Here is a 25,463-nt window from a genome sequence, read left to right on the forward strand (position 1 = left end):
TCAGTCACGCCATCGGCCTTACGGGATCTCCTGCTCCGCCCAGATGATCTTTCCCTCGGCCGTGTAGCGGGCGCCCCAGCGGTCGGTCAGCTGGGCCACCAGGAACAGGCCGCGGCCGCCTTCGTCGGTGCTGCGGGCGTGCCTCAGGCGCGGGGCCGTGCTGCTCGCGTCGGCGACCTCGCAGGTCAGGCGGGCGTCGCGGAGTAGTCGTAGGCGAATGGGCGGTTCGGCGTAGCGGATCGCGTTGGTGACCAGCTCGCTCACGACGAGCTCCGTCGTCATGGCCAGTTCCTCCAGCCCCCAGGCCTCCACCTGGCGGGTGGCCCGGGCCCGGATGTCGGCCACCGCGGACGGGTCCACGGGCACGTCCCAGGAGGCGACCTGGTCGGCGCCCAGGGCGCGGGTGCGCGCCAGAAGGAGGGCGATGTCGTCGGGCTGCGGTCCGGGCACGAGTTGCCGTACGGCGGAGGTGCACAGGGCGGTGAGATCGGCCTCGGACCCGGCCAGCACCTCGCCGAGCCGGGACATGCCCAGCTCCATGTCGTCGTCGGTGCCCCCGATGAGGCCGTCGGTGTAGAGGCCGATCAGGCTGTTCTCGGCGAGCTCGATCTCGGCGCACTCGAACGCCATCCCGCCCAGACCGAGCGGCGGCCCGGCCGGGGGCTCCGGGAAGGACACGGTCCCGTCGGGGGCGACGACGACCGGCGGCGGATGTCCGGCCCGGGCCATGGTGCACCGCCCGGTGACCGGGTCGTAGACGGCGTACAGGCAGGTCGCCCCGAGGAAGGCGGTCGTGCTGCGCCGGGCCGCCTCGTCGTCGGTCTTCTCGGCGCTCAGCCGCAGCACGAGGTCGTCGAGGTGGGCCAGCAGTTCGTCGGGCGGCAGCTCCATGTCGGCGAGGGTCTGCACCGCGGTGCGCAGCCGGCCCATGGTCGCCGCGGCGGTGATGCCGTGCCCCACCACGTCGCCGACGACGAGACCGACCCGGGCCCCGGACAGCGGGATCACGTCGAACCAGTCGCCGCCCACCCCGCCCGTCGGGTCCGCCGGCAGATACGCGGAGGCCACCTCCAGCGCCGTCCCGCCCGTGATGGCCTGCGGCAGCAGGCTGCGCTGCAGGGTGACGGCCGCCGTGTGTTCGCGGGTGTAGCGGCGGGCGTTGTCGACGCACAGCGTGGCCCGCGCCACCAGCTCCCGGGCCAGCAGGACGTCGTCGGGCTGGAACGGGACGGGATTGAGCGACCGTATGAACGTGGTGAGGCCCAGGGCGGTGTTGCGGGCCCGCATCGGCACGGCGATGAGGGAGTGCAGTCCGAACTCCCGGATCCGTTCCGCTCGCTCGGGCTGTTCGGCGATCCACACGTTGTCGGAGGGATCGAGGACGGGCATGAGGACGGGCTCACCGTCGATGAGCAGGTTCACGTCGTGCGTCGGCGGGAGGAAGTCCACACTGTCCCCGATCCGTGCCACGGCCTCCGGGCAGCCCTCCCGCACCGAACTCATTCCGGCACGGCGCATCACCGGCCGTGCGGGAGCCGGTCCGGCGTCCGTCAGCCACGCACCGTGCCCCTCGGTACTGAGAACCGGCTCCAGGAGGTCTACGAGGACGAAGTCCGCGAACCGCGGAACGGCGAAGTCGGCGAGTTCCTGGGCCGTCTGCATCACGTCCAGGGTGGTGCCGACGCACGCCCCGGCCTCGTTGACCAGCATCAGGAGCCGCCGGGCGGTCCAGCGCTCGGTGACGTCCTGGACCATGTAGCAGACCCCGGTGACGGCGTCGCCGCCGTCCACCAGGGGGAAGAAGGACGTGGAGTAGGCGTGCTGGCGGTGCGGATCCGCCCAGCTCCACCCCAGGTACTCGTAGTCGGTGACCGGGTCCCGGGTCAGCAGGACCTTGCGCATCAGTCCCTCGATGGTGGCCGCCTGCAGCCCGGGCAGCAGCTCGCTCAGCCGGCGCCCCAGCCGCTGTTCACGGGGCACACCGCCGAACCGTTCCAGGGTGTCGTTCAGCCACACGTAGCGCAGCTCGAGGTCCATCACCGCCATGCCGACCGGGGAGCGGGTCAGGAACCCGTCGAGCACGGACTGGCCGACGGTCCACTGCCGCCGCTGCTCCCGCGCCGACAGCAGGAAGCACTCGTCACGGCCCATCCGGAAGGACGCGGAGACGCGCAGGTCGACGTCGAGAGTGCGGCCGTCACGGTGTCGTACGGGTATCAGGCCGTTCCAGCCCATTCCGGCGCGGCACCGCTCCGCCACGCCGACCACCCGCGCCGGGTCCCCGGGCAGCGCCACCAGCCGCGCGGCGGGGCCGCCGACCACTTCGGACGCCGGCCAGCCGAGCAGGGCCTCGGCGCCGCGGGTCCAGCCGGCCACGACGCCCTGCGCGGTCACGATCGCCGCCGCGTCCGTGGACGCGTCGAGGAGATCGCGCGGTCCCGCGGGCGTGGGCCCCTCGGGCTTTTCTCGCGCAGGATCCATGGCTGCCATCCGGGTCGGTGCCGTACACGACCATGTTCCTGCTTGTCCGGCCGATGCGCACGGGACCGGCGGGCGCCCGGCCGAGTCCCGCAGCGCTTCCGCCCTCCCCGGACCGGAGGGAGCATGGAAGTACCGCTGGTCGGAACCCGGTGTGCGCAGACGTCGGCAGGGGTAGCCGGATCCCGCGGAACGGTGGAGGTGGTTCCGGGATGACAGCCGAATCCTCCCAGCCGGAAGGTGACGAGTCCTTCCAGCCCGAAGGTCCAGAGTCGTCGCGGCCCAAAGGTCCCGAGTCGTCGCGGCCCGAAGGTGCCCGATCCGTCCGGCCCGACGGTCGCGAATCCTTCCGGTCCGAGGGTGGTGAGTCCTTCCGGCCCGAAGGTGATGCGCAGGGCTTGGAGTCGTCCCCGCCGACCGGGCTGCTGGACGTCCTGAGCGTGGCCGCGACGGTCGTCGACGCGGACGGGCGCATCGTGTTCTGGACGCCGCAGGCCGAGGAGCTGTTCGGGTACACGGCGCAGGAGGCGCTCGGCAAGTACGCGGCGCGGCTGTTCATCCACCCCGAGCACCTGAAGGCGGTGGTCAGGCTGTTCACCGAGGTGCTGGAGACCGGCCGCAGCTGGGCCGGCGCCTTCCCCATCCGGCACAAGGACGGCAGCACCCGGGTGATGGAGTTCCGCAACATGCGCCTCCAGGACGATCTCGGGGACGTCTACGCCCTGGGCATCGCGGCCGACCACTCCCTGCTCCAGCGCGTCGAGACGGACCTGGCGCTGTGCGACCGGCTGATCTACCAGTCGCCGATCGGCCTGGCGCTCCTCGACCCCGACCTGCGGTACCTGCTGGTCAACCCGGCGCTGGAGCGCATCGACGGCATCCCCGCCGAGGACCACGTGGGCCGCGGCCTCCGGGAGACCCTGCCCCTCCCCGACGTCGACACCATCGAGTCCGCACTGCGTCAGGTGCTGACCACCGGCACCCCGCTGCTGGACCAGTACCACGTGGGCCGACCGCCGGCCGACCCCGAGCACGAGCACGCCTGGTCGTTGTCCTTCTACCGCCTCGAGGACCCCGGCGGGCGGGTCCTGGGCGCCGCCGCCTCGGTCGTCGACGTCACCGAACGGCACCGGGCGGCCGCCGAGGCCGACCGGGCCCGGCGCCGCCTGGCCCTGATCGCCGACGCCTCCGTGCGGGTCGGCACCACGCTTGAGGTGGAGGAGACCGCCCGTGAGCTGGCCGAGATCGCGGTCCCCCAGCTGGCCGACCTGGTCGCCGTGGACGTCCTCGACTCCGCCCTGGCCTGCCGCCGCTCACGCAGACCGGACAACGGCCCCGAGCTCTTCCGCGCCCTCGCGCTCAAGGCGGCCCATCCGACCGTGGCCCTGCGCGCCGCCGATCCTCCCGGCGGCCTCGCCGCCTACGACGGCGACCGCCTGGTCACGCTCTGCGTCCACACCGGGCGGCCGGTCCTGGTGCGGCACGTCGGCGAGGACGATCTGCCCCGCATCGCCCGGGACGCCGAGGCCGGCTCGCTGCTGGCCCGGGCCGGCGTCCACTCGTATCTCGCCGTGCCGCTGATCGCCCACGGCGAGGTGCTTGGCGCCCTCGACCTCAAGCGCACCCGCAACCCGCTCCCCTTCGACCAGGACGACGTCATCCTCGCGAGCGAGCTGGCCGGCCGCGCGGCCGTGGCCATCGACAACGCCCGCTGGTTCCAGAGCGTGCGCAACACCTCCCTCACCCTGCAGCGCAGCCTGCTGCCCGACCACCCGCCGAGCCACGCGGGCCTCGAACTCGCCTCCCGCTACCAGCCCGCGCAGGCCACCAGCGAGGTCGGCGGCGACTGGTACGACGTCATCCCCCTCGACGACGAAAAGACCGCCCTGGTCGTCGGGGACGTCATGGGCAACGGCATCGACGCGGCCGCCACCATGGGCCGCCTGCGCACCGCCACCTGCGCCTACGCGGACCTCGACCTCGAACCCGGCGATGTGCTCCAGCACCTCGACAAGATCACCTGCGACCTCGAGCACTACATCGTCACCTGCCTCTACGCGGTGTACGACCCGCGCACGAGGCTGTGCCGCATCGCCAACGCGGGCCACATGCCGCCCGCGCTGTCCGGCCCGGACCGCGCCCCCGAGCTGCTCGACCTGCCGCCGTGCGCCCCGCTCGGCGTCGGCGGCATCCCCTTCGAGACCATCACGACCCGCCTCGACCCCGGCGACCTGCTGGTTCTCTACACCGACGGCCTCGTCGAGACCCGGCACCACTCCATCGACGACCGCCTGAACGTCCTGCTCAGCTTCCTCGACGAACCCCACCGCCCCCTGGAGGAAACCTGCGACCTCCTGCTCTACGGCCTGCGCCATCCCGACGACCACGACGACGTCGCCCTTCTGGTCGCCCGGGCCTTGTAGGGAACCAGGGTGACGGGAGAGGCGTTTTCGTTCATGAGTTCGCGAGCGAGGCAGGTCGACCTGTCCGCCGCTGAAAGGAACAAGGGGGACACGATGAGTGAAAAGGCCCGCAAGTTGTTCGAGGCGCTCGACCTCGACCACAACGGGACCCTGACCCGCGACGAGGTGATCATCGCCCTGCGGACGAAGGGCCCGACGCTCGCCGCCGCCGGAGATCTGCCGTTCTGGGCCCTGGGAGACGCCGACTCCTCCTCCGCCCTGTTCGACGCCGCCGACCAGAACGGGGACGCGCTGCTGACGCTGGAGGAGTTCGCGGCCGTGGTGGACCGGCGCTTCGGCTGGCACTGACGCCAGGAAGCTCCGCTCTCAGTTCCGCGCCGGGTTCAGCCCTCGGCCGGAGTGAGCACCACGAAGTCCGCGCTCGACGGGTCGAGGCAGACGGCCAGCCTGCCCACGCCCTCCGCGTCCGCCGGCCCCATCTGCACACTGCCGCCGTTCTCGGTGACCTTGGCGACGGCGGCGTCGCAGTCGGTGACCGCGAAGACCGGATGCCAGTACGGCCGTCCGTCCGCAAGGGAGAGGTCCTTGGGGGCGAGCTGCATGAGGCCGCCGTGCATACGGTCCTCGGGGAGCCCGGCCGGGGTGATGAGGGTGTACGTTCCCCCGCCGCCCGGCAGCTCCATGTCGCCGAACTGCCAGCCGAAGACGCCGCCGTAGAACTCCTTCGCGGCCGCGGCATCGGTCGTGTACAGCTCGGTCCAGGACAGCGAGCCGGGCTGGTCCGCCAGCTCGAATCCGGTGATCTTCCCGGGCCGCCAGACGGCGAACTGACCGCCCAGCGGGTCGCTGTACTGCGCCATCTGACCGTCGTCGCCGAAGTCCCTCGGAGCCACCCGCACCGTGCCGCCCGCGCGCTCCACGGCCTGGGTCGTGGCGCCGGCGTCGTCGACGCAGAAGTAGATCATCCAGGCGGACCGCGCACCCTCCTCGGTGAGCTTGCCCAGCCCGGCGACTATCTTGCCGTCCTTCCGGAACATCCCCCCTTCCATCCCCTCCCCCATGGACTCGAAGTCCCAGCCGAGCACGGCGCCGTAGAAGGCCGCGGCCGCCTGGACGTCGGGAGCACCGAGGTCGAGCCAGCAGGGAGAACCAGGAGCGAAGTCAGTGGTGATCACGGGTCTGCCCCCTTTCACACATCCCGTACGCCTTCAGCCTGCCACCGAGCACTGACAGCCGCGCGTCGACGCTGCGCGGCTACGCATAGTAGGAGGCGTAGAAGGCGGCCTGCCGGGCGACGGAGAAGTCGTCGAAGTCGCCTGCCGCTTCGCAGGCGAGCAGGCGGCTGAGCGCGGCCTTGCCCGTTTCCGACGGGTCGGACGACAGACGGGCCTTGGTGGCGGTCAGCCCGCATCCGCACAGCAGCTGGATGTCGATCGAGGCGTCGGCGTCCATGCCGGCCGACTTGGCCTGCCAGATGAGCGGAACGTCGTCGAGGACGGCGGCATTGAAGAGCTGGACGCAGCACAGCTTCATCAGTTCCGTGTCGCCTCGGCCCTGGGCGTGACGCTCGAACTCGGTCTGCTCCCACAGCAGTTGGCGCACTTCGTCAAGCCCCCGGGGGTCAGGGTGCAACCCGTGCCGCCGCAGCCACTCGTCTTCGTCCACCGCTGATCCCGCCCGGTTCGATGCCGTCACCCCACGGTAAGGCCTCCAACATCGCGCGGAACTCCGGCTGTTGGAGGCCAGGCAAGCAATACGTTCGGCCTGTCGGACATCGTTCGAAACCTCTTGACGCTGCACCACACCCCGATTGACACTCTCGCAACACGACGTCACACAGCCGCAACGACCAGGCGCCCTTGGCCAAGGCGCCCGTTGTCGGCTCGCTCTCCCTTGCCGTGCCCCGTTGCCTTGCCCTGTCCCCCCGTCAGCCATGCCTCCGCAGGGAACCCCACATGACGTACATCGCACGTCCGCGCACCCGCGCGAGACGCCGGGCGGGTCGCCTCGCCGCCCTCACCGCCGTGTCGCTGTTCCTCGGCCTCGCCGCACCCGTGCTGCCCGCGCAGGCGGCCGGCTCCGCGGACGTCACCGACGGACTTGCCCTCTGGTACAAGCTCGACGCGGACTCAGGCAGCACCGTCACCGACGCCTCCGGCAACGGCCGGGACGGCACGGTGAGCGGCACCGCCGACTGGTCGGCCGCCGGGCAGGGGCTCGCCTTCAACGGTTCCGACACCTACATCAAGGTGCCGGACAACGTCATGAAGGGCATGGACTCGATCACCGTCTCGACGGACGTACTGCTCGACTCCGCCCAGACCACCCCGTACTTCATCTACGGCTTCGGCAACTCCAGCGGCAGCAACGGCAACGGCTACCTCTTCACCACTGGCAACTCCCTGCGCACCTCGATCGCGACCGGCAACTGGTCGACGGAGCAGACCACCAAGCCCGGCGACTCGCACAACCTGACCCGCGGGGTCTGGAAGCACCTCACCTACACCCAGACCGGCACCACCGGTGTCCTGTACGAGGACGGCGTCGAGGTCGGCCGCAACACCTCCGTCAGCATCACCCCAGGCTCCATCGGCTCCGGCACCACCACCGCCAACTACATAGGCAAGTCGGTCTACTCCGGCGACAAGCTCCTCAAGGGCCGTATCCGCGACTTCCGGATCTACGACCGGGCCCTGGACGCCTCCGAGGTCGAGCAACTCGCCCTTCCCGTCGACACGCAGGGCGTCGCCGACGACAAGGCCGCACTGAGCCTCGGCGACACCAGCGCGGTCACGGCCGACCTCGACCTGCCCAAGACCGGGACGGCGGGCGGCTCTTCGATCAGCTGGGCCAGCGACAACACCGCCGGCGTGTCCGACTCCGGCAAGGTCACCCGCCCAGCCGCCGGCGCACCGAACGCGCATGCCACGCTCACGGCGACCCTGAAGAAGGGCACCGTGACCGACACCAAGACCTTCGAGGTCACGGTCCCACCCGACTTCGACGACCAGACGGCGACCGAGCAGGCCGCCCAGGCCCTCGCCGTCCACAACCTCGACGACGTACGCGGCAACTTGACCCTCCCGGCGACCGGCTCCTACGGCACCGATGTCACCTGGTCCTCCGCCCAGCCCGACGTCGTCTCCGCCGACGGCATCGTCCACCGCCCCGCGCACGGCGACGGCGCCACCACCGTCGAGTTGACCGCCACCGTCACCAAGGGCGAGGCGAAGGCGACCCGCACCTTCACCGCGAAGGTCCCCGAACTCCCCGCGAAACAAGCCCTCAAGGGCTATATGTTCAGCTACTTCACCGGCGAGGGCACCGCGGACGGAGAGCAGCTCTACTCCGCGCTCAGCAAGGGCAACGACCCCCTGAAATGGCGGGAGTTGAACGACGGCAAGCCGGTCCTGACCTCCACGCTCGGCGAGAAGGGGCTGCGCGACCCGTTCATCATCCGCTCCCCCGAGGGCGACAAGTTCTACCAGATCGCCACCGACCTGAGGATCTACGGCAACGGCGACTGGGACGCCGCCCAGCGCACCGGCAGCAAGTCCATCATGGTCTGGGAGTCCACCGACCTGGTGCACTGGACCAACCAGCGCCTGGTCAAGATCTCCCCCGACAGCGCGGGCAACACCTGGGCGCCGGAGGCCTTCTACGACGCCCGGCGCGGCGAGTACGTCGTCTTCTGGGCCTCGAAGCTGTACGACAACGCCGACCACTCCGGCGACACGTACAACCGCATGATGTACGCGACCACCCGCGACTTCTACACCTTCAGCGAGCCCAAGGTCTGGATCGACCGCGGCTACTCGGTCATCGACTCCACGATGATCCAGAACAACGGCACGTACTACCGCCTCTCGAAGGACGAGCGGAACAACACCTCCTCCACGCCCAACAGCAAGTTCATCTTCGAGGAGAAGAGCGACTCGATCCTCAACCCGTCCTGGACCGCGGTCGCGGAGGGCATCGGCAAGGGCGCGATGAGCGCCGCCGAGGGGCCGTTGGTTTTCAAGTCGAACACCGAGGAGAAGTGGTACGCCTTCCTCGACGAGTTCGGTGGCCGCGGCTACATCCCGTTCGAGACGACCGACCTGGACTCCGGCAACTGGACCCCGGTCACCGACTACGACCTCCCGTCCAAGCCGCGCCACGGCACCGTCCTGCCGGTCACCCAGGCCGAGTACGACCGGCTGCTGCGTGCCTACCAGCCCGACCAGTTGGTGGAGAGCGTCCAGGACGTGACGGTGAAGACCAAGACCGGTCAGGCGCCGGTCCTGCCCGCCACGGTGATCGCCACGTACGCCGACGGCGTCAAGCGTCCGGTCGCCGTCAGCTGGGACGACGTACCGGAGTCCAAGTACGCGCAGCCCGGCACCTTCACGGTGACCGGCAGCCTGCCGGACGGCGCCGCTATCCCGGTACAGGCCCAGGTCACCGTGTCGGAGGAGGGAGCCGACGTCCCGGCCGATCTGCTGCTGGACTACGACTTCGACGAGACGTCCGGCAACATCGCGGTCGACTCCAGCGGCCACGGCTACCACGGCACCTATGTCCGTACGCCCGACTTCGGCACCGGCGTGCACGACGGCTCCTTCAAGATGTCCGGCGACTCCGCCACCTCCCCCTACGTGAAGATCCCGAACGGCGTGCTGAAGAACGCCGACAGCGTGACCGTGTCGACGTATGCGAAGTGGAAGGGCGGCGACAGCTTCCAGTGGCTGTTCGGGCTCGGACCCGACAGCAACAAGTACCTGTTCGCCACGCCCTCCAACGGCGGCTCCAGCCTCTACTCGGCGATCACGAAGGCGAGTTGGTCGGCGGAGTCGAAGCTGACGGCCGGCTCGCAGCTCACGCCCGGCGAGTGGCGGCACGTGACCGTCACCCTCGACGGCTCGAGCGGCACGATGGTCCTCTACGTCGACGGCGTCGAGGCGGCCCGCACGACGACCACCATCAAGCCGTCCGAGCTGTACGACGCGAACAAGGACTACAGCGGCTACATCGGCCGCTCGCTGTACTCGGCCGACCCCTACTTCGGCGGCGAGGTCGACGACTTCCGCATCTACGACCGGGCCCTGTCGGCCGCGGAGGTCATGGAGCTCAGCGGCAACACGGCGGGCATCGCGAAGGCGACGGAGTCCGGGCTGAAGGTGGACGCGATCGTCGACAACGCCGACAGCAAGATCACGCTGCCGATGAAGGAAGGTGCCGGTCTCACCGCCCTGGCACCGGAGTTCACCCTCGCCCACGGAGCGGCGATCAGCCCGGCCTCGGGCAGTGTCCAGGACTTCAGCAAGCCGGTGACGTACGAAGTGACCGGGTCCGACGGCAAGAAGCGCACCTGGACGGTCGCCGCGCTCGTCATGAAGAGCCCGGTCCTGCCGGGGCTGAACGCCGACCCGAACATCGTCCGCTTCGGCGACACCTTCTACATCTACCCGACCACCGACGGCTTCGACGGCTGGAGCGGCACGCAGTTCAAGGCGTACTCCTCCACCGACCTGGTGCACTGGAAGGACCACGGCGTCATCCTCGACCTCGGTCCCGACGTCTCCTGGGCGGACAGCAGGGCGTGGGCGCCGACGATCGCCGAGAAGGACGGCAAGTACTACTTCTACTTCTGCGCGGACGCCAACATCGGTGTCGCGGTCTCGGACTCGCCGACCGGCCCGTTCAAGGACGCGCTCGGTCAACCGCTGCTGAAGGCGGGCCAGTTGAGCGGCCAGATGATCGACCCGGCGGTGTTCACGGACGACGACGGGCAGTCGTATCTCTACTGGGGCAACGGGCATGCGTACGTGGCCCCGTTGAACGACGACATGACCTCCCTCGACACCTCGAAGGTCAAGGACATCACCCCCAGCGGCTACAACGAGGGCTCCTTCGTCATCAAGCGCAAGGGCACCTACTACTTCATGTGGTCGGAGAACGACACCCGCGACGAGAACTACCGCGTCGCCTACGCCACCGGCCCCTCTCCCACGGGCCCGTGGACCAAGCAGGGCGTGATCCTCTCGAAGGACCTCTCCCTGGGCATCAAGGGCACCGGCCACCACAGCGTCGTCCACGTCCCGAACACCGACGACTGGTACATCGCCTACCACCGCTTCGCCGTCCCCGGCGGTGACGGCACGCACCGCGAAACCACCATCGACAAGCTGGAGTTCGACTCCGACGGCCTGATCAAGAAGGTCGCGCCCACGCTGACGAGCATCGACCCGGTGACCATCGTGCACGCCGGCGACGACGTCAGCGGGACGGAGGGCGACGCGATCGCGCTGAACGGCACCATCTCCGGTGCGGGCAGCCCGAGTTGGACGGTCGAGGAGGGAGCGCCCTGCACCGTCGCCGACCCCGGTGCGGCGAAGACCACGATCACCTGCACCGACAACGGCACCTACACGCTCACCCTGACCGGCGGACGCAGCAGCGACACGGCGACCGTCAAGGTGGCCAACGCGGCACCGGTCATCACCTCCGCCGAGGGACCGCGGTCCGCCGTGTCGGTCGGCCAACGCACGGTCGTCACCGCCGAGTTCACCGACCCGGGTGCGAACGACACCCACACCTGCAAGGTCGACTGGAAGGACGGCGGCGACCCACAGCCCGGCACCGTGACCGCCGCCGGCTGCCGGGCCGAACACACCTACGCCAAGGCCGGCATCCGCCACCCGGTGATCACCGTCACCGACGACGACGGCGCCACGGACACCAAGACCCTCCCCGAACTGATCGCCTACGACCGCTCCGCCGGCCCCGCGCTCGGCACCGGCGTCTTCACCTCCCCCGCCGGCGCCTACCCCGCCAAGCCGGACCTGACGGGCAAGGCCGCCTTCTTCTTCACGGCGTTCTACCCGAAGGGAGCCACCGCCCCCACCGGCCAGGCCTCCCTCGAACTCGGCGCGGCCAAGCTGCAGTTCCGCTCCACCGGCTCCGACTGGCTCGTGGTCACCGGTTCCCAGGCGGTCTACCAGGGCTCCGGCACGGTCAACGGCACCGGCGGCTACGCCTTCCGCGTCACCGCCACCGAATCTCCGGACACCTTCCGCATCAGGATCTGGAAGAAGTCCGGCGGCCAGGTCGTCTACGACAACGCCACCAGCCCGAGGCTCTTGGGCACCGTCACCATCGGCAACCGCACCCGGTGAGCCGAACCGGATGAACTCCTACCCCCACAGGAGGACGCCCACATGAGTTCACGAAGGACAGTGGTCGCCGCCGCGCTGGCGGCCGCCCTGCTGGCGGGCCCGGGCATCGCCCAGGCCGCCCCGCAGACGGCACCGGCGCCGCAGGAGCAGGTGGCGGCGGCCACCATCACCTGGACCCTGGAGCGGGCGAGCAATCCCACCCAGGACCAGCAGTCGGCGTACGACCTGATCACCAAGGCGATGAACGCCGCGGTCGCCCGGTACAACAACCTCAGCGACCTCGGCAAGAGCATCACCGTCCGCTACGACCCCAGCGTGGGCACCGCCGACGGCAGCAACAACGGCACCATCCGCTTCGGCAGCAACCGCAGCTACATGACCGAGCGGACCGCCCTGCACGAGATGGCCCACACCATCGGCGTCGGCACCAACGCCAGCTGAAACACCCTGGCCGGCGGCGGGACTTGGCACGGCGCGCAGGCCACCGCGCTGGTCAGGCAGTTCGACGGCTCGGGCGCCACGCTGTCCACCGGTGGCGGCCACTTCTGGCCCTACGGCCTGAACTACGAGAACGAGTTCTCCAACACGGCGGCCGACCGCCACGTCCAGATCGTCGCCGCGATGGTCCGCGACGGTCTGTGACCGCAGGGCCGGTGCCTCAGCGGGCGCATCCGGGGCTTGGCGCTCCGGGTGCGCCCGTGGCGTTCGTCCCCTGCTCGCCGTCCTGGAAGAGCCCGGAGCGCGAGGGCTTGTCGTGCGTCCTCGCGTCTGATTGGGTACGGCGCGCCGGACACGCGAGGGGCGCGTCGGGCGGGAGGGAACAGAAAACGTGCAGCCTACGGCGCAGCAGGACATCCGCGGGCCTCTGCCCGAAGGGCTCGCACGAGCGATACGTGAGACCGCCGGGGACATCGCCACGCTGTTGGAGAGCGCGTCCGACACGACGGTTCCCGTACCGGATTCGCAGTGGACGCTCGGTGAGGCGGCCGCCCATCTGGCACTGGCCAACGAGCTGATGGCCGACCTCGCAGCCGGGCACGAACGCCCCTACGGAGACGGCACGCCGCAGAGTCTGGCCGCGGCCAACGCCCAGGCCCTCGACGCGTTCGCGGAGCGCGGGGCGCAGCCGCTGGCGTCGATGATCACGGAGCAGGCCGACCTGTTCCTCGACGCCATGGACCGGGCCGCGAACGACGAGAGCACCGCCGACCCGGCCCTCGTCACGCCTCTGGGCCCCATGGACCGGCACGTGCTCGCCTCCTACCTGCTGACGCACATGCTGGGCCACGGCCACGGCCACGACCTCGCTCGCGCGCTGCACCGCCCGCACATGATCGACCGCGACCGGGTCGGGCTGTGCATGCCGTTCATGCTCTCGGTCATGCCGCGCGTCGTCGACGCGGCCGCCACCGCCGATCTGGCCGCCCGCTATGTCGTCCGTCTGCGGGGCGGCGCGGCGTTCGGCGTCGGCCTGGGCGACGGCGCCGTGCACGTGAGCCCGACGCCGCTGGAACGTCCGGACTGCACCATCCTGATCGAACCCGTGACCTTCCTCCTCATAGCGCTGGGCCGGCGCAACCCGTGGCGGGCCATCGGGCGCGGACAGGTGCTCGCCTGGGGACGCAAGCCCTGGCTCGCGCCCCGCTTCCCGACGCTGTTCACGGCACCCTGATCCCCTGGCGGGCAGCTGCTCGCCCGTACTCGATGTGCGCTGATAGCGTCCCCGATGGAGACGCGAGCGCGTGTCTTCCCGGACGAGATGTGCGCCGTACCCGGCCCGCCAAGACGACGCACTTCAGGAGGCAGCGTGTCCGGTGCGGGTGAGCTCGGGGTCCGGAAGCTCAGCGCGGAGCCACTGGGCGTCGACTGGATTCACGGGTCGCCGTCGGCCAAGCACAACACCGACCCCGATCTTCAGGTGCACTGGTACGACGAGCACACGGTGTTGCTGAGGCAGAACAAGGCGATCAACTACGAGGCTCCGTTCCTGTACTTGTTGTTCGGGGAGCGCCAGGCGGTCCTGATCGACACGGGTGCCACGGCGTCACCGGAGTTCTTTCCGGTCCGCCGGACCGTCGACGGCCTTGTCGCGACGTGGCTGGCCAATAACCCCCGCGACTCCTATGGCCTTCTCGTCCTCCACACGCACTCGCACGGCGATCACGTCGCGGGCGACGGCCAGTTCCTGGGCCGGCCGGACACGATCGTGGTGGACGGCGACCGGGATGCGGCCTGGGCCTACTTCGGGTTCGCCAGCGACCCGGAGGCGGTGCGACCCCTCGACCTCGGGGGCCGGGTGCTGGAAGCGCTCGCGACTCCGGGCCATGACGCTGCGGCGATCACCTTCTACGACCCGTGGACCGGGTTCCTGCTGACGGGAGACACCGTCTACCGCGGACGGCTGTACATCGAGGACTGGTCGGCCTTCTCACGGACCATCGACCGGCTGATCGCATTCGCCGACCACCGTCCGGTCACCCACGTTCTGGGCTGCCACATCGAGATGACACGCGAGCCCGGTGTCGACTACCCGATCCGCACCACGTACCAGCCGGACGAACCCCCACTCGAAATGACCCCGGCCCACCTGCACGCCGTGCGCGCGGCCCTGGACGAGGTCGGGCCCCACCCCGCTCGCCGCGCGTTCGCCGACTTCATCCTCTGGCCGGCGCCCATGAGGGGCACGGGTGGAGTCGCGCCGATACGCTGAAGATGCTCGGCAAGGCAGCGTGCACTCAGCCGGAACTCCAGCGACCGCAGCACAGGAGGAACCGTGACCGGTCAGTTTGAGGCGACAGCCGAGATCAACCGCCCCATCGAGGAGGTCTTCGCCTTTCTCTCCGACGGCACGAACGACCCCAAGTTCAGCCCGAGGGTCCAGGCGATCACGAAGACTCCGGAGGGGTCGACGGCCGTGGGCACGGTCTTCACGAGCACGGTCAAGGACGCCGGCATGAAGACGGGCCGGAAGTTCCGGATCACCGAGTTCGAGGCTCCCCACCGAATCCGCTGGGCGGAGATCTCGAAGAACATCGTCACGGCGGACGAGGGGGGCTACGACCTGGAGTCCACCGGTCCGGGCACGACCAGGGTGAGGATCTTCAACGTCCTCGAAGGCCACGGCATCGGAAAGCTGCTGGTGGGCTTCGCACTGAGTGCGGCACGCAAGGACGCGCCCGCGTTCGGCCAACGCATCAAGGCGGCCGTGGAGGCGTCCTGAGAAAGGCAGGGGGCGCGCTGGTGCGGCCGCTGCGGCGGCGCACGGCGATGGGCGTACCGGCGTGGAGCGAGGCCGGTGCGGGCCGCCGGCGCCACCCACGCGCCCACGCCCCGCACCCGGCATCACAAGCTGGTGATCAGCCCCCGCTCTTACGCCGAAACGTCCGCTGGCTCGCGGCCGGGCCGTGCGCGCCACGGATCTTCGACGCGTCCGTGTGCGCGGCGCCCTCCGTCTGCTCACCGCGCTTGCGCGCGAGGGCCTCACGGAACTTGCGCTTGAGGTCGTACTGGCCCTCCTCGTCGGGCGCCAGAGGAGAGCGCTCGGCGTCAGCCGGCTCCGGGCCGTCCTGCGGTGAAGAATCGGCAGTCATGGTGACCTCCTGCGTTCGCACGGTTGAAGACACAGCGTGTCATGCCGAGCGCGGGGACGGACACCATGACCACTGCCGCCGACCAGGTCGGTCGGACTGAGCGTGGCGTCGTGCGGGCGATGGGCTTGCTTGAGCTCCGCTGTGTCGCCCTTCGCCTCGCCGTCGAGGAAGAGCTGCACGACCTCGCGCACCTCGTCGTTCTCGCGGACTGCGGTCGTCCAGGAACTCGGCGAGCGGCGGCTGCGCCATGAACCGCCGCACCAGGGCGCTGAAGTTCACGTGGAACGCGGACGGGACACTGAACTTCGGCACGCCTGTCTCCCTCGGAGCCACCCTGCCGGTCCCGCCCGGGGAGTAATGCTGCTGTCAGGTTCGTCGGCCGACGGCGACGAAGTTGGCGGCGAAGAAGCGGACTTCGCTGCGGGCGTGCTCGGCGCGCTGGAAGGCGCCGTCCCAGCGGGCGATGTCGTCGGGGGTCGCGAGGCCCTCGGCGATCAGCGCGTCGCGGGCGGCCCAGACGGGGCCGCGCATGCCGGGCGGCGGTGTCAGGACGGTGATGTGGCCCTCGAAGGCGATGATCTCCAGGCCGGCCGCGGTGAGCAGTTCGTCGAGCCGGGTGCCGACGGTCAGGTCGTTGCCGCGGCGGCGGTGCAGTTCGCGGTAGCGCTCGTCCATCTCGTCGAACACGGGACCGGCGCCGCGCAGCCGGGAGGAGCTCGCGTCGATGTCGACCAGGTACACCGCGCCGCCGTCGGGCTTGGCCAGGGCGGCGAGGTGGTCGACGATCGCCTGCTCACGGCCGCCGTTGTGGGCCAGGACGTGCCGGAGCATCACCAGGTCGAAGGTGCCGGCGGCCAGCCCGGTGGCGTCGGCGGAACCGACGGAGGTGTGCACCGGTACGCCGGAGCGTGCGGCGAGCGCCGAGGCGACGGCGAGCGCGTCGCCGTCCCGGTCGACCGCCCATACGGCGCCGTCCGGGGCGGCGATGGCCGCCAGCCGAACCGCGATCGCACCGGGCCCGCAGCCCACGTCGGCGATCCGCGCACCGGGGACCGCTCCGGCGGCGCCCCATAGCTCACGCTCCCGCCGCTCGGCGGAATCCGCCATGATCCGGTAGCGCTCGACCTCCGAGTCGTTGAGGGTCAGTGCGTAGTCGGCCACGTCGCTCTCTCCTCTCACCGGTCGTGCACCAAGCGTGCCTGGCGAACTCATCGGTCATGGGCCAGGCTCGCCCAGGAGTCGGCGCAAGCCACGGTCGAGGGCGGGCAGGAGGGATGTCTGACCGGTGATCGTGAACCAGTTGTACAGCTCGAGGGCGAGCGCGATGCGGTAGAGCGGCAGGCGCGAGCGCCAGGCCTCTGGCCACTGGCCGGGCTGCTGTCCGGCTGCGGACACGCCGTACCCGGACAACAGCCCGGCGATTTTCGTTGCGTCCCCGTTCATGGAGAACGCGTCCAGGCGCACGAAGTCCATCAGCGGGTCTGCCGCGTGCAGGTTGGCCGGGTCGAGCAGGCCGGTCAGCGAACAGGTGCCGTCGTGGGCGAGCTGTACCAGGAGGTTGGGCTCGTGCACGTCGCCGTGGCAGTAGGCGGGCCGGGGGCATGCGGCGAACGCCGAGGCGTGCTCGGCGACGTGGGCGGCGAGCCGGTCGGCCAGAGCCGGATCGCCGCCGTGGTGACGGAACCGGCGCAGCTCTCGTTCGAAGGTGCGGGCCATGTGCGCACGGTTGTCCGGCAGCGGGTCGCGGATCTCGCCGTTGACGTAGCCATAACCGTGGGCGGGGACGGCGTGCAGTCGCCCGAGCACCTGGCCCAGCTGCCGGTAGACCTCGTGGTGCTGCGCAGGGGTGAGCTCCTCGTCGAGTGCCGTGAGTGTGCGGCCCGGGCGCAGCGAGGAGACGACACACGGGCGGCCGTCGAGCGCCGGGGCGGACCGGCTGAACGCCAGCACGCGCGGCGAGATGTCGATGCCGTGGTCGGTCAGGAAGCTCAGGGCCCGTGCTTCCTTGGCCGCGTACGGCAGGCTGTCGGCCCCGTAGATCTTCAGCACGGCCGGCGCCGAGTCGGCGCGGGCGAACTCGATGCGGTACGCGCCGGTGACCGAGCCCTCGGCGAACCGCGAGACGGCACGCACCGGGCCGTGCGCAGGCAGCAGCTCGTCGAACAACTCACCGACGCGTTCCGCGGTCAGGGCTTCGGACACCCGAGAAGCGTATGAGCGTTCCACCGTGACCTACCACGGGATATCAACGAGCCATCGCAGACTTCTTGGTCCAGGACCGATGAGTCTCGCCGTGGCTGCCGGTCTGCATCGCCAACACACGATCAACCGCACTCGAGGAGAGCATCATGACCGCCACCTACACCTTCGACGTCTTTTCCAGCCTCGACGGCTTCGGCGCCGCCGGCGGCGACTGGACCGGCTACTGGGGCAAGCAAGGCCCGGAGCTCCTCGACCACCGCCTCGCGCTGTACCGCGAGGAGCAGCGGATGGTCTTCGGGGCCAACACGTATCGGGCTTTCGCCCAGATGCTGGCCGCGAGCACCGAGGAGTCCGACGTGCGTGACCCATGGGTCACACGGATGAGGAACCTGCCGGCGACGGTGGTGTCGACCACGCTGGAAGGACCCCTCGACTGGCCGGACGCGACCGTCGCGAGCGGCGACGCCGTCGACGTCGTCGCCCGGCTCAAGGAGGAGTCCAAGGTGCCGTTGCGCTCGCACGGCAGCCTGTCGATGAACCGGGCACTGATGGCCGCCGGTCTGGTCGACCGCGTCCAGGTGACGCTGTTCCCTGTGATCACCGGTCGGACCGGGCTGGACCCGATCTTCCAGGGTGCGGCCGACTTCGACCTCGAGCTCATCGAGCACAGGACACTCGACGGCAACATCCAAGAGCTCATCTACCGGCCCACCCTGCACGTCTGAATCCATCCACGTACCCCGGCGTCGCGTACCTGGGCGGTGAGTCCATCGCCGGCGGTCAGCCGCGTACGTGCAGCCCGAAACCCGTGCGGCCCGTGGGCTCCAGCCCGTCCTTGAGGTGCAGGGAGGGGATCTCGTAGTCGCCGAAGTTCTGCCGCCGGAACGCGATCGGCTCGGTCGACTCCAGCGTGAGCAGGCGCTGTTCCCAGGCCTTGGCGATGTCCGGGTAGTCCTCGCGGGTCATCCGGTCGGCGCCGTACAGCACGAACGGCGGGAGCACCTCGATGCCCGGGTAGTAGAGGATGCCGTGGTGGATCGGGAACAGCAGATCGTCGATGGGGCCGTTGATCCCGCGGGCGGCGTAGTGCGACTCCGGGCCGCCGGCGGTCACCGACAGCAGGGCCTTCCTGCCCGCGAGGGTGCCTTCGCCGAAGCGCTCGCCGTACCTGGTGTCGCTGTGTTCGCCGACGCCGTACGCGAAGTGGTAGGTGAACACCCGGTCCACCCAGCCCTTGAGGATCGCGGGCATCGTGTACCACCACAGCGGGAACTGGAAGATGACCGTGTCGGCCCACAGCAGCTTCTCCTGCTCGGCGAGGACGTCCGGGGTGAGCGTCCCGGCGTCGAAGGCCCGGCCCGAGTCCAGGGCGACCTTCAGCGGACTTGAGGCGTCCGGGCCGTAGTCCGCGGCGTCCACGACCGCCTTCCAGTTCATCGCGTACAGATCGCTCACCCGCACCTCGTGCCCGGCGGTCTGCAAGGTGGACACCGCGAGGTCCTTCAGCGAGCTGTTGAGCGACCTCGGCTCCGGGTGGGCGTGGACGATCAGCGTCTTCATGGGAACTCCTTCGGATCGGGTGCCTTCGATCCTGGGTCCCGCGGCGCCCGGCGTTCAGGGACGCCTCTTCCGTCGGCCTGGACTTCCTGGTAATGCCAGGACCACCTTCACGGGCGCCACCGAGGCCATACTGGAGGGCATGGACGATCTTGCGGGCTTCCTGCGGACCCGGCGTTCCCGGGTCGACCCGGCGACCGTCGACATCCCCACCGACAGCCGTCGCCGGGTCGAAGGGCTGCGCCGCGAAGAGGTCGCGCACCTGTCCGGAGTCAGCGTCGACTACTACGTACGCCTGGAGCAGGGCCGTGCGACCCAGCCCTCCGAGCAGGTCCTCGACGCGCTCGCCCGCGTCCTCGGCCTCGACGAGACCGAACGCGGGCACCTCTACCGGCTCGCCCGGCAGCGCCGCCGCCGCGCGAAGGCGCCGGGCGGGCGGGTCCGGCCGGAGCTGCTGCGCGTCCTCGGCCTGGTGGCCGACGCACCCGCGCTGATCATGGACCACCGCATGGATGTGCTCGCCGGGAACCACCTCGCCGGGCTCCTCTACGGCCGGCCGATGCCGGGCCTGAACACCGCCCGGCACATCTTCCTCGAGGAGGCCGAGCGCGGCCTCTACGCGGACTGGGAGAAGTGCACCCTCGACGTGGTCGGGCACCTGCGCCTGGCCGCGGGCAAATACCCCGATGACCCCCGACTGGCCTCGCTCATCGGCGAGTTGGCGATGGGCAGCGAGCGCTTCCGCCGCCTCTGGGCCCGCGCGGACGTGCGCGCCCGCACCCATGGGCGTAAGGCCTACCGGCACCCGCTGGTCGGGCTGCTGGAACTGCACCAGGAGAACTTCGCGCTACCGGACGAGTCGGGCAGGGAGCTGCTGGTGCTGTCCGCGGCCCCCGGCAGCCCCACCGAGGACGGGCTGCGCCTGCTCGCGGGCCTCGGCGCGGACAGCGGTGACGCGCGTCCAAGGCCGCCCGCCGCGAGTGCGAGAACCACGTCGACGCCCCCGGCGAGTCACCGCGCGCCATTCGCCGCTGACGATTCGACGTCATGAAGTTCTGAAGATCGCGCTGTCACGGGAGGAAGCGCTCCGGGCGGAAGTCCGCGAGCATCTCGTCTCTCTTCCCGCTGAGGATCTCCGAAGCGAGCAGCCGGCCGATCACCGCCCCGAGCGTGATGCCGCTGTGGGAAACGGCCTCGTAGTAGCCCGGCACGGACGGCACCGCTCCCACCGAGGGGAATCCGTCGGCCGGGATGGGGCGGTCGACCACCCGTGTCTGTGCGATACGGGAGGTGCCGAGCGCCGGAACGACGTGCCGCGCCGATTCGTGGAGCAGCCGTGCGAGTTGGGCCGGCTCTTCGCCTGTGTCGATGAGTGCGTCGATCTCGCGGCTGTGGAGGACCACCGAATCCTCCCCGTCAGGGCGGATCTCGATGTGAGGCGCGTGCATGGCCCGGTGGATCGGAAGCTGAGCACAGCCGATCCGGGTGACGACGCCGGGTTCCCGGCGCATCGGCAGGTGCCGTGCGACGAGCCCGGCGATGTGGGAGGCGCTGGGGCCTGCCGCGTTCACGACGATGTCGACGTCGAGAGAGCTCCCGTCGGACAGAGCAACTGTCCGGATGCTCCGGTCGGCACCGGTGCCGATGTCACGGACCGCGGTGCCGGACCGGAGCTCGGCGCCGGATGCGACGGCCTGGCCGACCAGGCGGCCGACGAGATGACGTCCGTGCACCCAGGCTTCGTCGGGGTAGAACAGGACCGGAACCTCGCCGGGCATCGTGAGAGCAGGTTCGAGGCGCCGGCGCACCTCGGCCCCCGTGTACTCCTCGACCCGGTAGTCCCAGCCGGCCAGCAGTTCGGCGGTCTCCAGGATCTTCGTCTGCGCTGCGGGATCGTCTGCCCAGCGCAGGTGGCCGCTGGGATACCACCACGAGTCCGGCCCGATGGTCCCGGCAAGCTCACGGTATGCCGCCATGCCCGCGACGTTCAGGTCGAAGTAGGACTTGCGCACGGTCTTGTTGCTGGCGTTGACCCACGAGAAGGACCAGTTGGTGACGCCTTCGCCCGGCCGGCCTGCGTCGATGAAGACCACCTCGGCGCCGTGCCGGGACAGGTTCCAGCCCACGTTGGCACCGAGGACGCCCACTCCGATGACGGCAACACGTTCAGCCCGCTTCACGGACCCGGTCCTCACGAACGCCCCCTTCCCGGATCACGGTCGAACTCCCGTTTCCAGCTCGGGCACCAGCAGTCCTTTCCTCGTACGGCAGACAGACGACGGTCACGCTAGCCAGCAACGCGGACACCTGCGCCCGAACGCGGGACTTCGGCCGGATTCCCATCTCGGCGTCCGGGCCCAGGTCTTGGGGCAGGAGACCATCACGTCTGCGACGCGAGTGCCCGCGCCGGCTGCAGCGAATCCGTCACTCATGGTCATCCGCCGATGTACGACATCTCCACCCGATCGTCACGCGATCGAGTACGGCGCCCTCGCAGCTCCGAGTAGCGGTCGTCTCGGGCACCCCAGATCGCGCGGACCGCCGAGCCCAGTTCCGCATCGGAGGCGCCCGCCCGTAGCAGCGCCCGCAGGTCGGTGCCGCCGGACGAGAACAGGCAGGTGTGCAGCTTCCCGTCCGCGGACAGGCGCGCTCGTGTGCAGTCGCCGCAGAACGGCCGGGTCACCGAGCCGATGACGCCGATCTCGCCGGTGCCGTCCCGGAGGCGGTAGCGGGTGGCCACCTCTCCGGCGGTGGTCGCGCCGAGGGGTTCGAGCGGGTGCCGTTCGTCGATCAGGCGCACGATCTCGGCGGCGGGCAGCACCTCGCCGAGCCGCCATTCGTTCGTCGCCCCCACGTCCATGTACTCGATGAAGCGGAGGATGTGGCCGCTGCCGCGGAACCGTTCGACCATCGGCAGCACGCAGTCGTCGTTGACTCCGCGCTTCACCACCATGTTGACCTTGACGGGGGTGAGGCCCGCTCGGGCGGCGGCGTCGATGCCGTCGAGCACCCGGCGCACCGGGACCGAGGTGTCGGCGACCGCCCGGAACACGGCGTCGTCGAGCGAGTCCAGGCTGACGGTCACCCGGCGCAGCCCGGCCGCCGCGAGGCGCGGTGCCAGCGTCGGCAGGAGCAGCCCGTTGGTCGTCATCGCGAGGTCGAGCCGGGGGATCGCGGCGAGCAGCGCCACGATGTCCGCGACGCCGCGTCGCAGGAGGGGCTCTCCCCCGGTGAGCCGGATCTTTCGTACCCCCAGGGAGGCGAACACCCGCGCCAGGCGGGCGATTTCGTCGAAGGTCAGCAGGTCGGCGGAGTCCAGGTAGCGGTGTCCCGGGCCGAAGTGCTCACGCGGCATGCAATACCGGCAGCGGAGGTTGCACCGGTCGGTGAGGGAGATCCGCAGGTCGCGCAGCGCACGGTCGCGGCGGTCGGTGACGGGCCGGCTCGTCGTGCTCTCCTCGTCGGATTCCGCATGGCAGTGGATCTGATCATTCACGGCGGCTGTCACGATGCGTTCCCTTGCCTTCCGGACCGGCACTGGCGTATATCTTCATCGGCCTCGGCCCGCCGTACCGGACTTCCCGCGACAGGCATTTGACCAGCGGCGACGAGGGACGTACCCCAACGTCCGGGTTTTCCGGCCGTTTACACGGCGAAAACGATCCGCCTCCGGACATGGCCAACACTCTGGAGGACGAGTACTCATGCACCAACCCGTACTCGCGCAACGACGAGTACTCGTACAACGCCGGACCGAGTAGGTACGGCATACGAGCGAGGTGGGCCATGACGACGAGGCCGAGCGAGGCGAACACCGATCGGCGAGAGGCCTGGCGTGACCTGCTCCGGGACCATTTCGTCAGCCTGGACGTGGACGTCGAACGGGACGGCGGCATCTTCGACGGTGCCGTGCGCAGCGACTTTCTCGGCCATCTCCGGGTGTCTGGGGTGCGCTCGGTGGACCAGGACATCCTGCGCACGACGGAACTGCTGCGCCGCGACGGCGACCGCTACCTCCAGGTCTGCCTGGTCCGCCGCGGTGCGGCGCGTGCCGCGCAGGACGGGCACGAAGCGCTGCTCCGCCCCGGCGACTTCGTCGTCTACGAGACGGAGCGGCCGTTTCAGTGGTGGCTCCGCTCGGCCGCCGACACCCCGTACTGGGAGCTCGCCGTCTTCACCTGGCCCCGCGACACGATCCGGCTCAGCGACAGCGAGTCGGCCCTGCTGACCTGCCGGACGCTGGACGGCGGCAGCGGCATCACCGGAGTACTGAGCAGGATGCTGACCGACCTGCTCGTCGAGAAGCCGACCGTGAGCGACGGGGGCGCCATCCGGATCGCCGACGAGATCGGCGACCTGGTGGCGACCATCGCGACCGAGGTACACGGCTCCGGCGGCGGCGCCGACCGGCACGCCGGTCTGCTGCGGCAGATCGACACCTACATCGCGGACAACCTCGGTGATCCGGACCTGTCCCCGGAACGCGTCGCGCAGGCGCACTTCGTGTCGACACGCCAACTCCAGCGGATGTTCGCCGGCCGGGGACAGACGGTGTCCCAGGTGATCCGCCGGCAGCGGCTGGAGCGCTGCCGGCGCGACCTGCTGACCCGCCGCGGCGGCGAAGCGACCCTCACCGAGATCTGTGTCCGCTGGGGGTTCACCGATCTCGCCGTGTTCAGCCGGGCGTTCCGGGAGGCTTACGGCACCTCGCCGACCGCCTACCGGTCCCGGGCCCGGGCGTAAGGCACCGTCACAGGCCGTCGCTGGAGTGACCCGGCACGGTGGCCAGCGTCGGATCGACCACGGGGGCGAGGTGGTTGACCGCGAGTGCGGCCTCGCCCAGACCGACCGAGATCAGCGCGACCTTGCCCTCGTAGTCGGCGATGTCGCCCGCGGCGTACACCCGCGGGCGGCTGGTGCGCATGGTCCGGTCGACCGCGATGTGCCGGCCCCGCATCTCGAGCCCCCACCTGGTGAGCGGGCCGAGGTTGGCGACGAAGCCGAGCGCGGCCACCACCGCGTCCGCCCGCAGCCGCTCGCTCGCGCCGGTGTCGAGGTTGCTCAACTCGACGTGCTCGACGCGGAGTTCGCCATCGATGTGCCGTATCTCGTGCGGGGTGTACAGCCGCACCGATGATGTGCGCAGCATCCGTACGCTGTGCTCGTGGGCCCGGAACTGCGGCCGGCGGTGGACCAGCGCGACCGAGCGGGCGAGCGGTTCGAGCGCCAGCGCCCAGTCCACCGCGGAGTCCCCGCCGCCGACGACCACCACGTCGGCGCCGGTGAGTTCGGCCGGCTTCGGCACGAAGTAGCGCAGGCCGCGGTTCTCGTACTCGGAGTCCGCGGGCAGCGGGCGGGGCGTGAAGCTGCCGATTCCGCCGGTGACCAGAACGGCCTTCGCCGTCACCAGGGTGCCGCGATGGGTGATGACGGCGACGCCGTCCGCGGTGTCCTCGATGGTCTGCGCGATGTGGCCGAGCAGGTAGCGGGGCTTCGCCTGCGACGCCTGCTCGACCAGGGCATCGACGAGATCCTGCGCCCTCACCGCGGGGAATCCGGCGACGTCGTAGACCTGCTTCTCGGGGTACAGCGCCGCCATCTGCCCGCCGGGTTGTTCGAGCGCGTCCACCACCGTGACGGACAGGCCGCGGAACCCGGCGTAGTAGGCCGCGTAGAGGCCGACCGGTCCGGCGCCGACGATCAGCAGGTCACTGTCACAGCCGTACTCAACTCCCATCGCCGCCACGCCTGTTCCGCAGCAGGGCGTGGTCGACGCCGATCGGTCCGCGCGCCGCCGCACCGCCGGCCGCGTCCTCGTGCTCCTCGAAGAACTCGACGGCGGCCGTGGTGAATTGGGCCAGTTCCACAGGGATGCGGTGTTCCCAGTGGATCGCCTCGCTGGGGCAGGCGGTCATGCACTTACCGCAGTCGACGCATTCGTCGGGGTGGATGTACATCATCCGGTCCCCCTGGTAGATGCAGTCCACCGGACACTCCTCGACGCAGGCCTGGTCGAGGATGTCGGCGCAGGCGTCGGTGATGACGTACGCCATGGG

The 25,463-nt window shown here is 70.2% G+C and carries 20 protein-coding genes, 1 pseudogene and 1 riboswitch; of the genes and pseudogenes, 10 read left to right on the forward strand and 11 right to left on the reverse strand.

Annotated features, from left to right (window positions below; genetic code table 11):
* Positions 1 to 18: 18 nt before the first annotated feature.
* Positions 19 to 2,490, reverse strand: coding sequence for a SpoIIE family protein phosphatase (locus ACFY1L_RS42230; protein ID WP_388837371.1), 2,472 nt, complete (start codon positions 2,488 to 2,490; stop codon positions 19 to 21).
* Between the two features lie 200 nt (positions 2,491 to 2,690).
* On the opposite strand from ACFY1L_RS42230, the gene ACFY1L_RS42235 reads away from it, so the two are divergent.
* Together ACFY1L_RS42235 and ACFY1L_RS42240 are read left to right on the forward strand one after the other, a co-directional pair.
* Positions 2,691 to 4,901 carry a SpoIIE family protein phosphatase gene (locus ACFY1L_RS42235; RefSeq protein WP_388837373.1) on the forward strand — a complete coding sequence of 737 codons (2,211 nt, stop codon included), beginning with the start codon at positions 2,691 to 2,693 and terminating at the stop codon, positions 4,899 to 4,901.
* Between the two features lie 93 nt (positions 4,902 to 4,994).
* Positions 4,995 to 5,249 carry an EF-hand domain-containing protein gene (locus ACFY1L_RS42240; RefSeq protein ID WP_388837376.1) on the forward strand — a complete coding sequence of 85 codons (255 nt, stop codon included), beginning with the start codon at positions 4,995 to 4,997 and terminating at the stop codon, positions 5,247 to 5,249.
* Positions 5,250 to 5,284: 35 nt separating this feature from the next.
* Here the strand turns inward: ACFY1L_RS42240 and ACFY1L_RS42245 are convergent, their stop codons facing one another.
* Positions 5,285 to 6,076, reverse strand: coding sequence for a VOC family protein (locus ACFY1L_RS42245; protein ID WP_388837379.1), 792 nt, complete (start codon positions 6,074 to 6,076; stop codon positions 5,285 to 5,287).
* Between the two features lie 79 nt (positions 6,077 to 6,155).
* The gene (locus tag ACFY1L_RS42250; RefSeq protein ID WP_388837382.1) at positions 6,156 to 6,566 is read right to left on the reverse strand and encodes a hypothetical protein; all 411 of its coding nucleotides are present in this window, start codon (positions 6,564 to 6,566) and stop codon (positions 6,156 to 6,158) included.
* Positions 6,567 to 6,856: 290 nt separating this feature from the next.
* Here ACFY1L_RS42250 and ACFY1L_RS42255 point away from each other — a divergent pair, with 290 nt between their 5' ends.
* From ACFY1L_RS42255 to ACFY1L_RS42275, 5 genes and pseudogenes are all read left to right on the forward strand, one after another.
* Complete coding sequence (locus ACFY1L_RS42255; protein ID WP_388837385.1) at positions 6,857 to 12,058, forward strand: family 43 glycosylhydrolase; 5,202 nt, start codon at positions 6,857 to 6,859, stop codon at positions 12,056 to 12,058.
* A 42-nt stretch (positions 12,059 to 12,100) separates the two neighbouring features.
* Positions 12,101 to 12,700, forward strand: a pseudogene (locus ACFY1L_RS42260) (hypothetical protein).
* Between the two features lie 187 nt (positions 12,701 to 12,887).
* Positions 12,888 to 13,730 carry a maleylpyruvate isomerase family mycothiol-dependent enzyme gene (locus ACFY1L_RS42265; RefSeq protein ID WP_388837388.1) on the forward strand — a complete coding sequence of 281 codons (843 nt, stop codon included), beginning with the start codon at positions 12,888 to 12,890 and terminating at the stop codon, positions 13,728 to 13,730.
* Between the two features lie 54 nt (positions 13,731 to 13,784).
* Positions 13,785 to 13,853: riboswitch (guanidine-III (ykkC-III) riboswitch) on the forward strand.
* Between the two features lie 12 nt (positions 13,854 to 13,865).
* Entirely contained in the window at positions 13,866 to 14,768 is a 903-nt protein-coding gene (locus ACFY1L_RS42270) for an MBL fold metallo-hydrolase (protein WP_388837391.1), read from the forward strand.
* A 63-nt stretch (positions 14,769 to 14,831) separates the two neighbouring features.
* Positions 14,832 to 15,278 carry an SRPBCC family protein gene (locus tag ACFY1L_RS42275; protein ID WP_388837394.1) on the forward strand — a complete coding sequence of 149 codons (447 nt, stop codon included), beginning with the start codon at positions 14,832 to 14,834 and terminating at the stop codon, positions 15,276 to 15,278.
* Between the two features lie 136 nt (positions 15,279 to 15,414).
* Here the strand turns inward: ACFY1L_RS42275 and ACFY1L_RS42280 are convergent, their stop codons facing one another.
* The 3 genes from ACFY1L_RS42280 to ACFY1L_RS42290 all read right to left on the reverse strand — a co-directional run bounded on the left by ACFY1L_RS42280 (position 15,415) and on the right by ACFY1L_RS42290 (position 17,850).
* Complete coding sequence (locus ACFY1L_RS42280; protein WP_388837397.1) at positions 15,415 to 15,648, reverse strand: DUF5302 domain-containing protein; 234 nt, start codon at positions 15,646 to 15,648, stop codon at positions 15,415 to 15,417.
* 366 nt (positions 15,649 to 16,014) lie between these two features.
* Positions 16,015 to 16,809: a class I SAM-dependent methyltransferase gene (locus ACFY1L_RS42285; protein WP_388837399.1), complete on the reverse strand. Its 795-nt coding sequence runs from the start codon at positions 16,807 to 16,809 to the stop codon at positions 16,015 to 16,017.
* A gap of 54 nt (positions 16,810 to 16,863) precedes the next feature.
* Entirely contained in the window at positions 16,864 to 17,850 is a 987-nt protein-coding gene (locus ACFY1L_RS42290) for a phosphotransferase family protein (RefSeq protein ID WP_388837402.1), read from the reverse strand.
* A 146-nt stretch (positions 17,851 to 17,996) separates the two neighbouring features.
* Here ACFY1L_RS42290 and ACFY1L_RS42295 point away from each other — a divergent pair, with 146 nt between their 5' ends.
* Positions 17,997 to 18,575 (forward strand): dihydrofolate reductase family protein, encoded by a 579-nt coding sequence (locus ACFY1L_RS42295; protein WP_388837405.1) that lies wholly within the window; start codon positions 17,997 to 17,999, stop codon positions 18,573 to 18,575.
* A 55-nt stretch (positions 18,576 to 18,630) separates the two neighbouring features.
* On the opposite strand, the gene ACFY1L_RS42300 is transcribed toward ACFY1L_RS42295, so the two are convergent.
* A complete protein-coding gene (locus tag ACFY1L_RS42300; RefSeq protein WP_388837408.1) occupies positions 18,631 to 19,410 on the reverse strand; it encodes an NAD(P)H-dependent oxidoreductase in 780 nt (259 codons plus the stop codon).
* Positions 19,411 to 19,549: 139 nt separating this feature from the next.
* Here ACFY1L_RS42300 and ACFY1L_RS42305 point away from each other — a divergent pair, with 139 nt between their 5' ends.
* Positions 19,550 to 20,458, forward strand: a complete 909-nt coding sequence (locus tag ACFY1L_RS42305) for a helix-turn-helix transcriptional regulator (RefSeq protein WP_388837411.1) — start codon at positions 19,550 to 19,552, stop codon at positions 20,456 to 20,458.
* 19 nt (positions 20,459 to 20,477) lie between these two features.
* Here the strand turns inward: ACFY1L_RS42305 and ACFY1L_RS42310 are convergent, their stop codons facing one another.
* Together ACFY1L_RS42310 and moaA are read right to left on the reverse strand one after the other, a co-directional pair.
* Complete coding sequence (locus ACFY1L_RS42310) at positions 20,478 to 21,587, reverse strand: NAD(P)/FAD-dependent oxidoreductase (protein ID WP_388837414.1); 1,110 nt, start codon at positions 21,585 to 21,587, stop codon at positions 20,478 to 20,480.
* Positions 21,588 to 21,841: 254 nt separating this feature from the next.
* Positions 21,842 to 22,915, reverse strand: a complete 1,074-nt coding sequence (moaA, locus tag ACFY1L_RS42315) for a GTP 3',8-cyclase MoaA (RefSeq protein WP_388837417.1) — start codon at positions 22,913 to 22,915, stop codon at positions 21,842 to 21,844.
* Between the two features lie 167 nt (positions 22,916 to 23,082).
* Between moaA and ACFY1L_RS42320 the strand changes: the two genes are divergently transcribed.
* Positions 23,083 to 24,150 (forward strand): helix-turn-helix domain-containing protein, encoded by a 1,068-nt coding sequence (locus ACFY1L_RS42320; protein ID WP_388837420.1) that lies wholly within the window; start codon positions 23,083 to 23,085, stop codon positions 24,148 to 24,150.
* Between the two features lie 7 nt (positions 24,151 to 24,157).
* On the opposite strand, the gene ACFY1L_RS42325 is transcribed toward ACFY1L_RS42320, so the two are convergent.
* Together ACFY1L_RS42325 and fdxA are read right to left on the reverse strand one after the other, a co-directional pair.
* Positions 24,158 to 25,144 (reverse strand): NAD(P)/FAD-dependent oxidoreductase, encoded by a 987-nt coding sequence (locus ACFY1L_RS42325; protein WP_388837423.1) that lies wholly within the window; start codon positions 25,142 to 25,144, stop codon positions 24,158 to 24,160.
* Positions 25,134 to 25,460, reverse strand: coding sequence for a ferredoxin (gene fdxA / locus ACFY1L_RS42330; protein ID WP_388837426.1), 327 nt, complete (start codon positions 25,458 to 25,460; stop codon positions 25,134 to 25,136). Before fdxA ends, ACFY1L_RS42325 begins: the two co-directional genes overlap by 11 nt.
* Positions 25,461 to 25,463 lie beyond the last annotated feature (3 nt).

It is taken from the genome of Streptomyces sp. NPDC001663, assembly GCF_042893105.1.
In the GTDB taxonomy this organism is placed as follows: Bacteria; Actinomycetota; Actinomycetes; order Streptomycetales; family Streptomycetaceae; genus Streptomyces.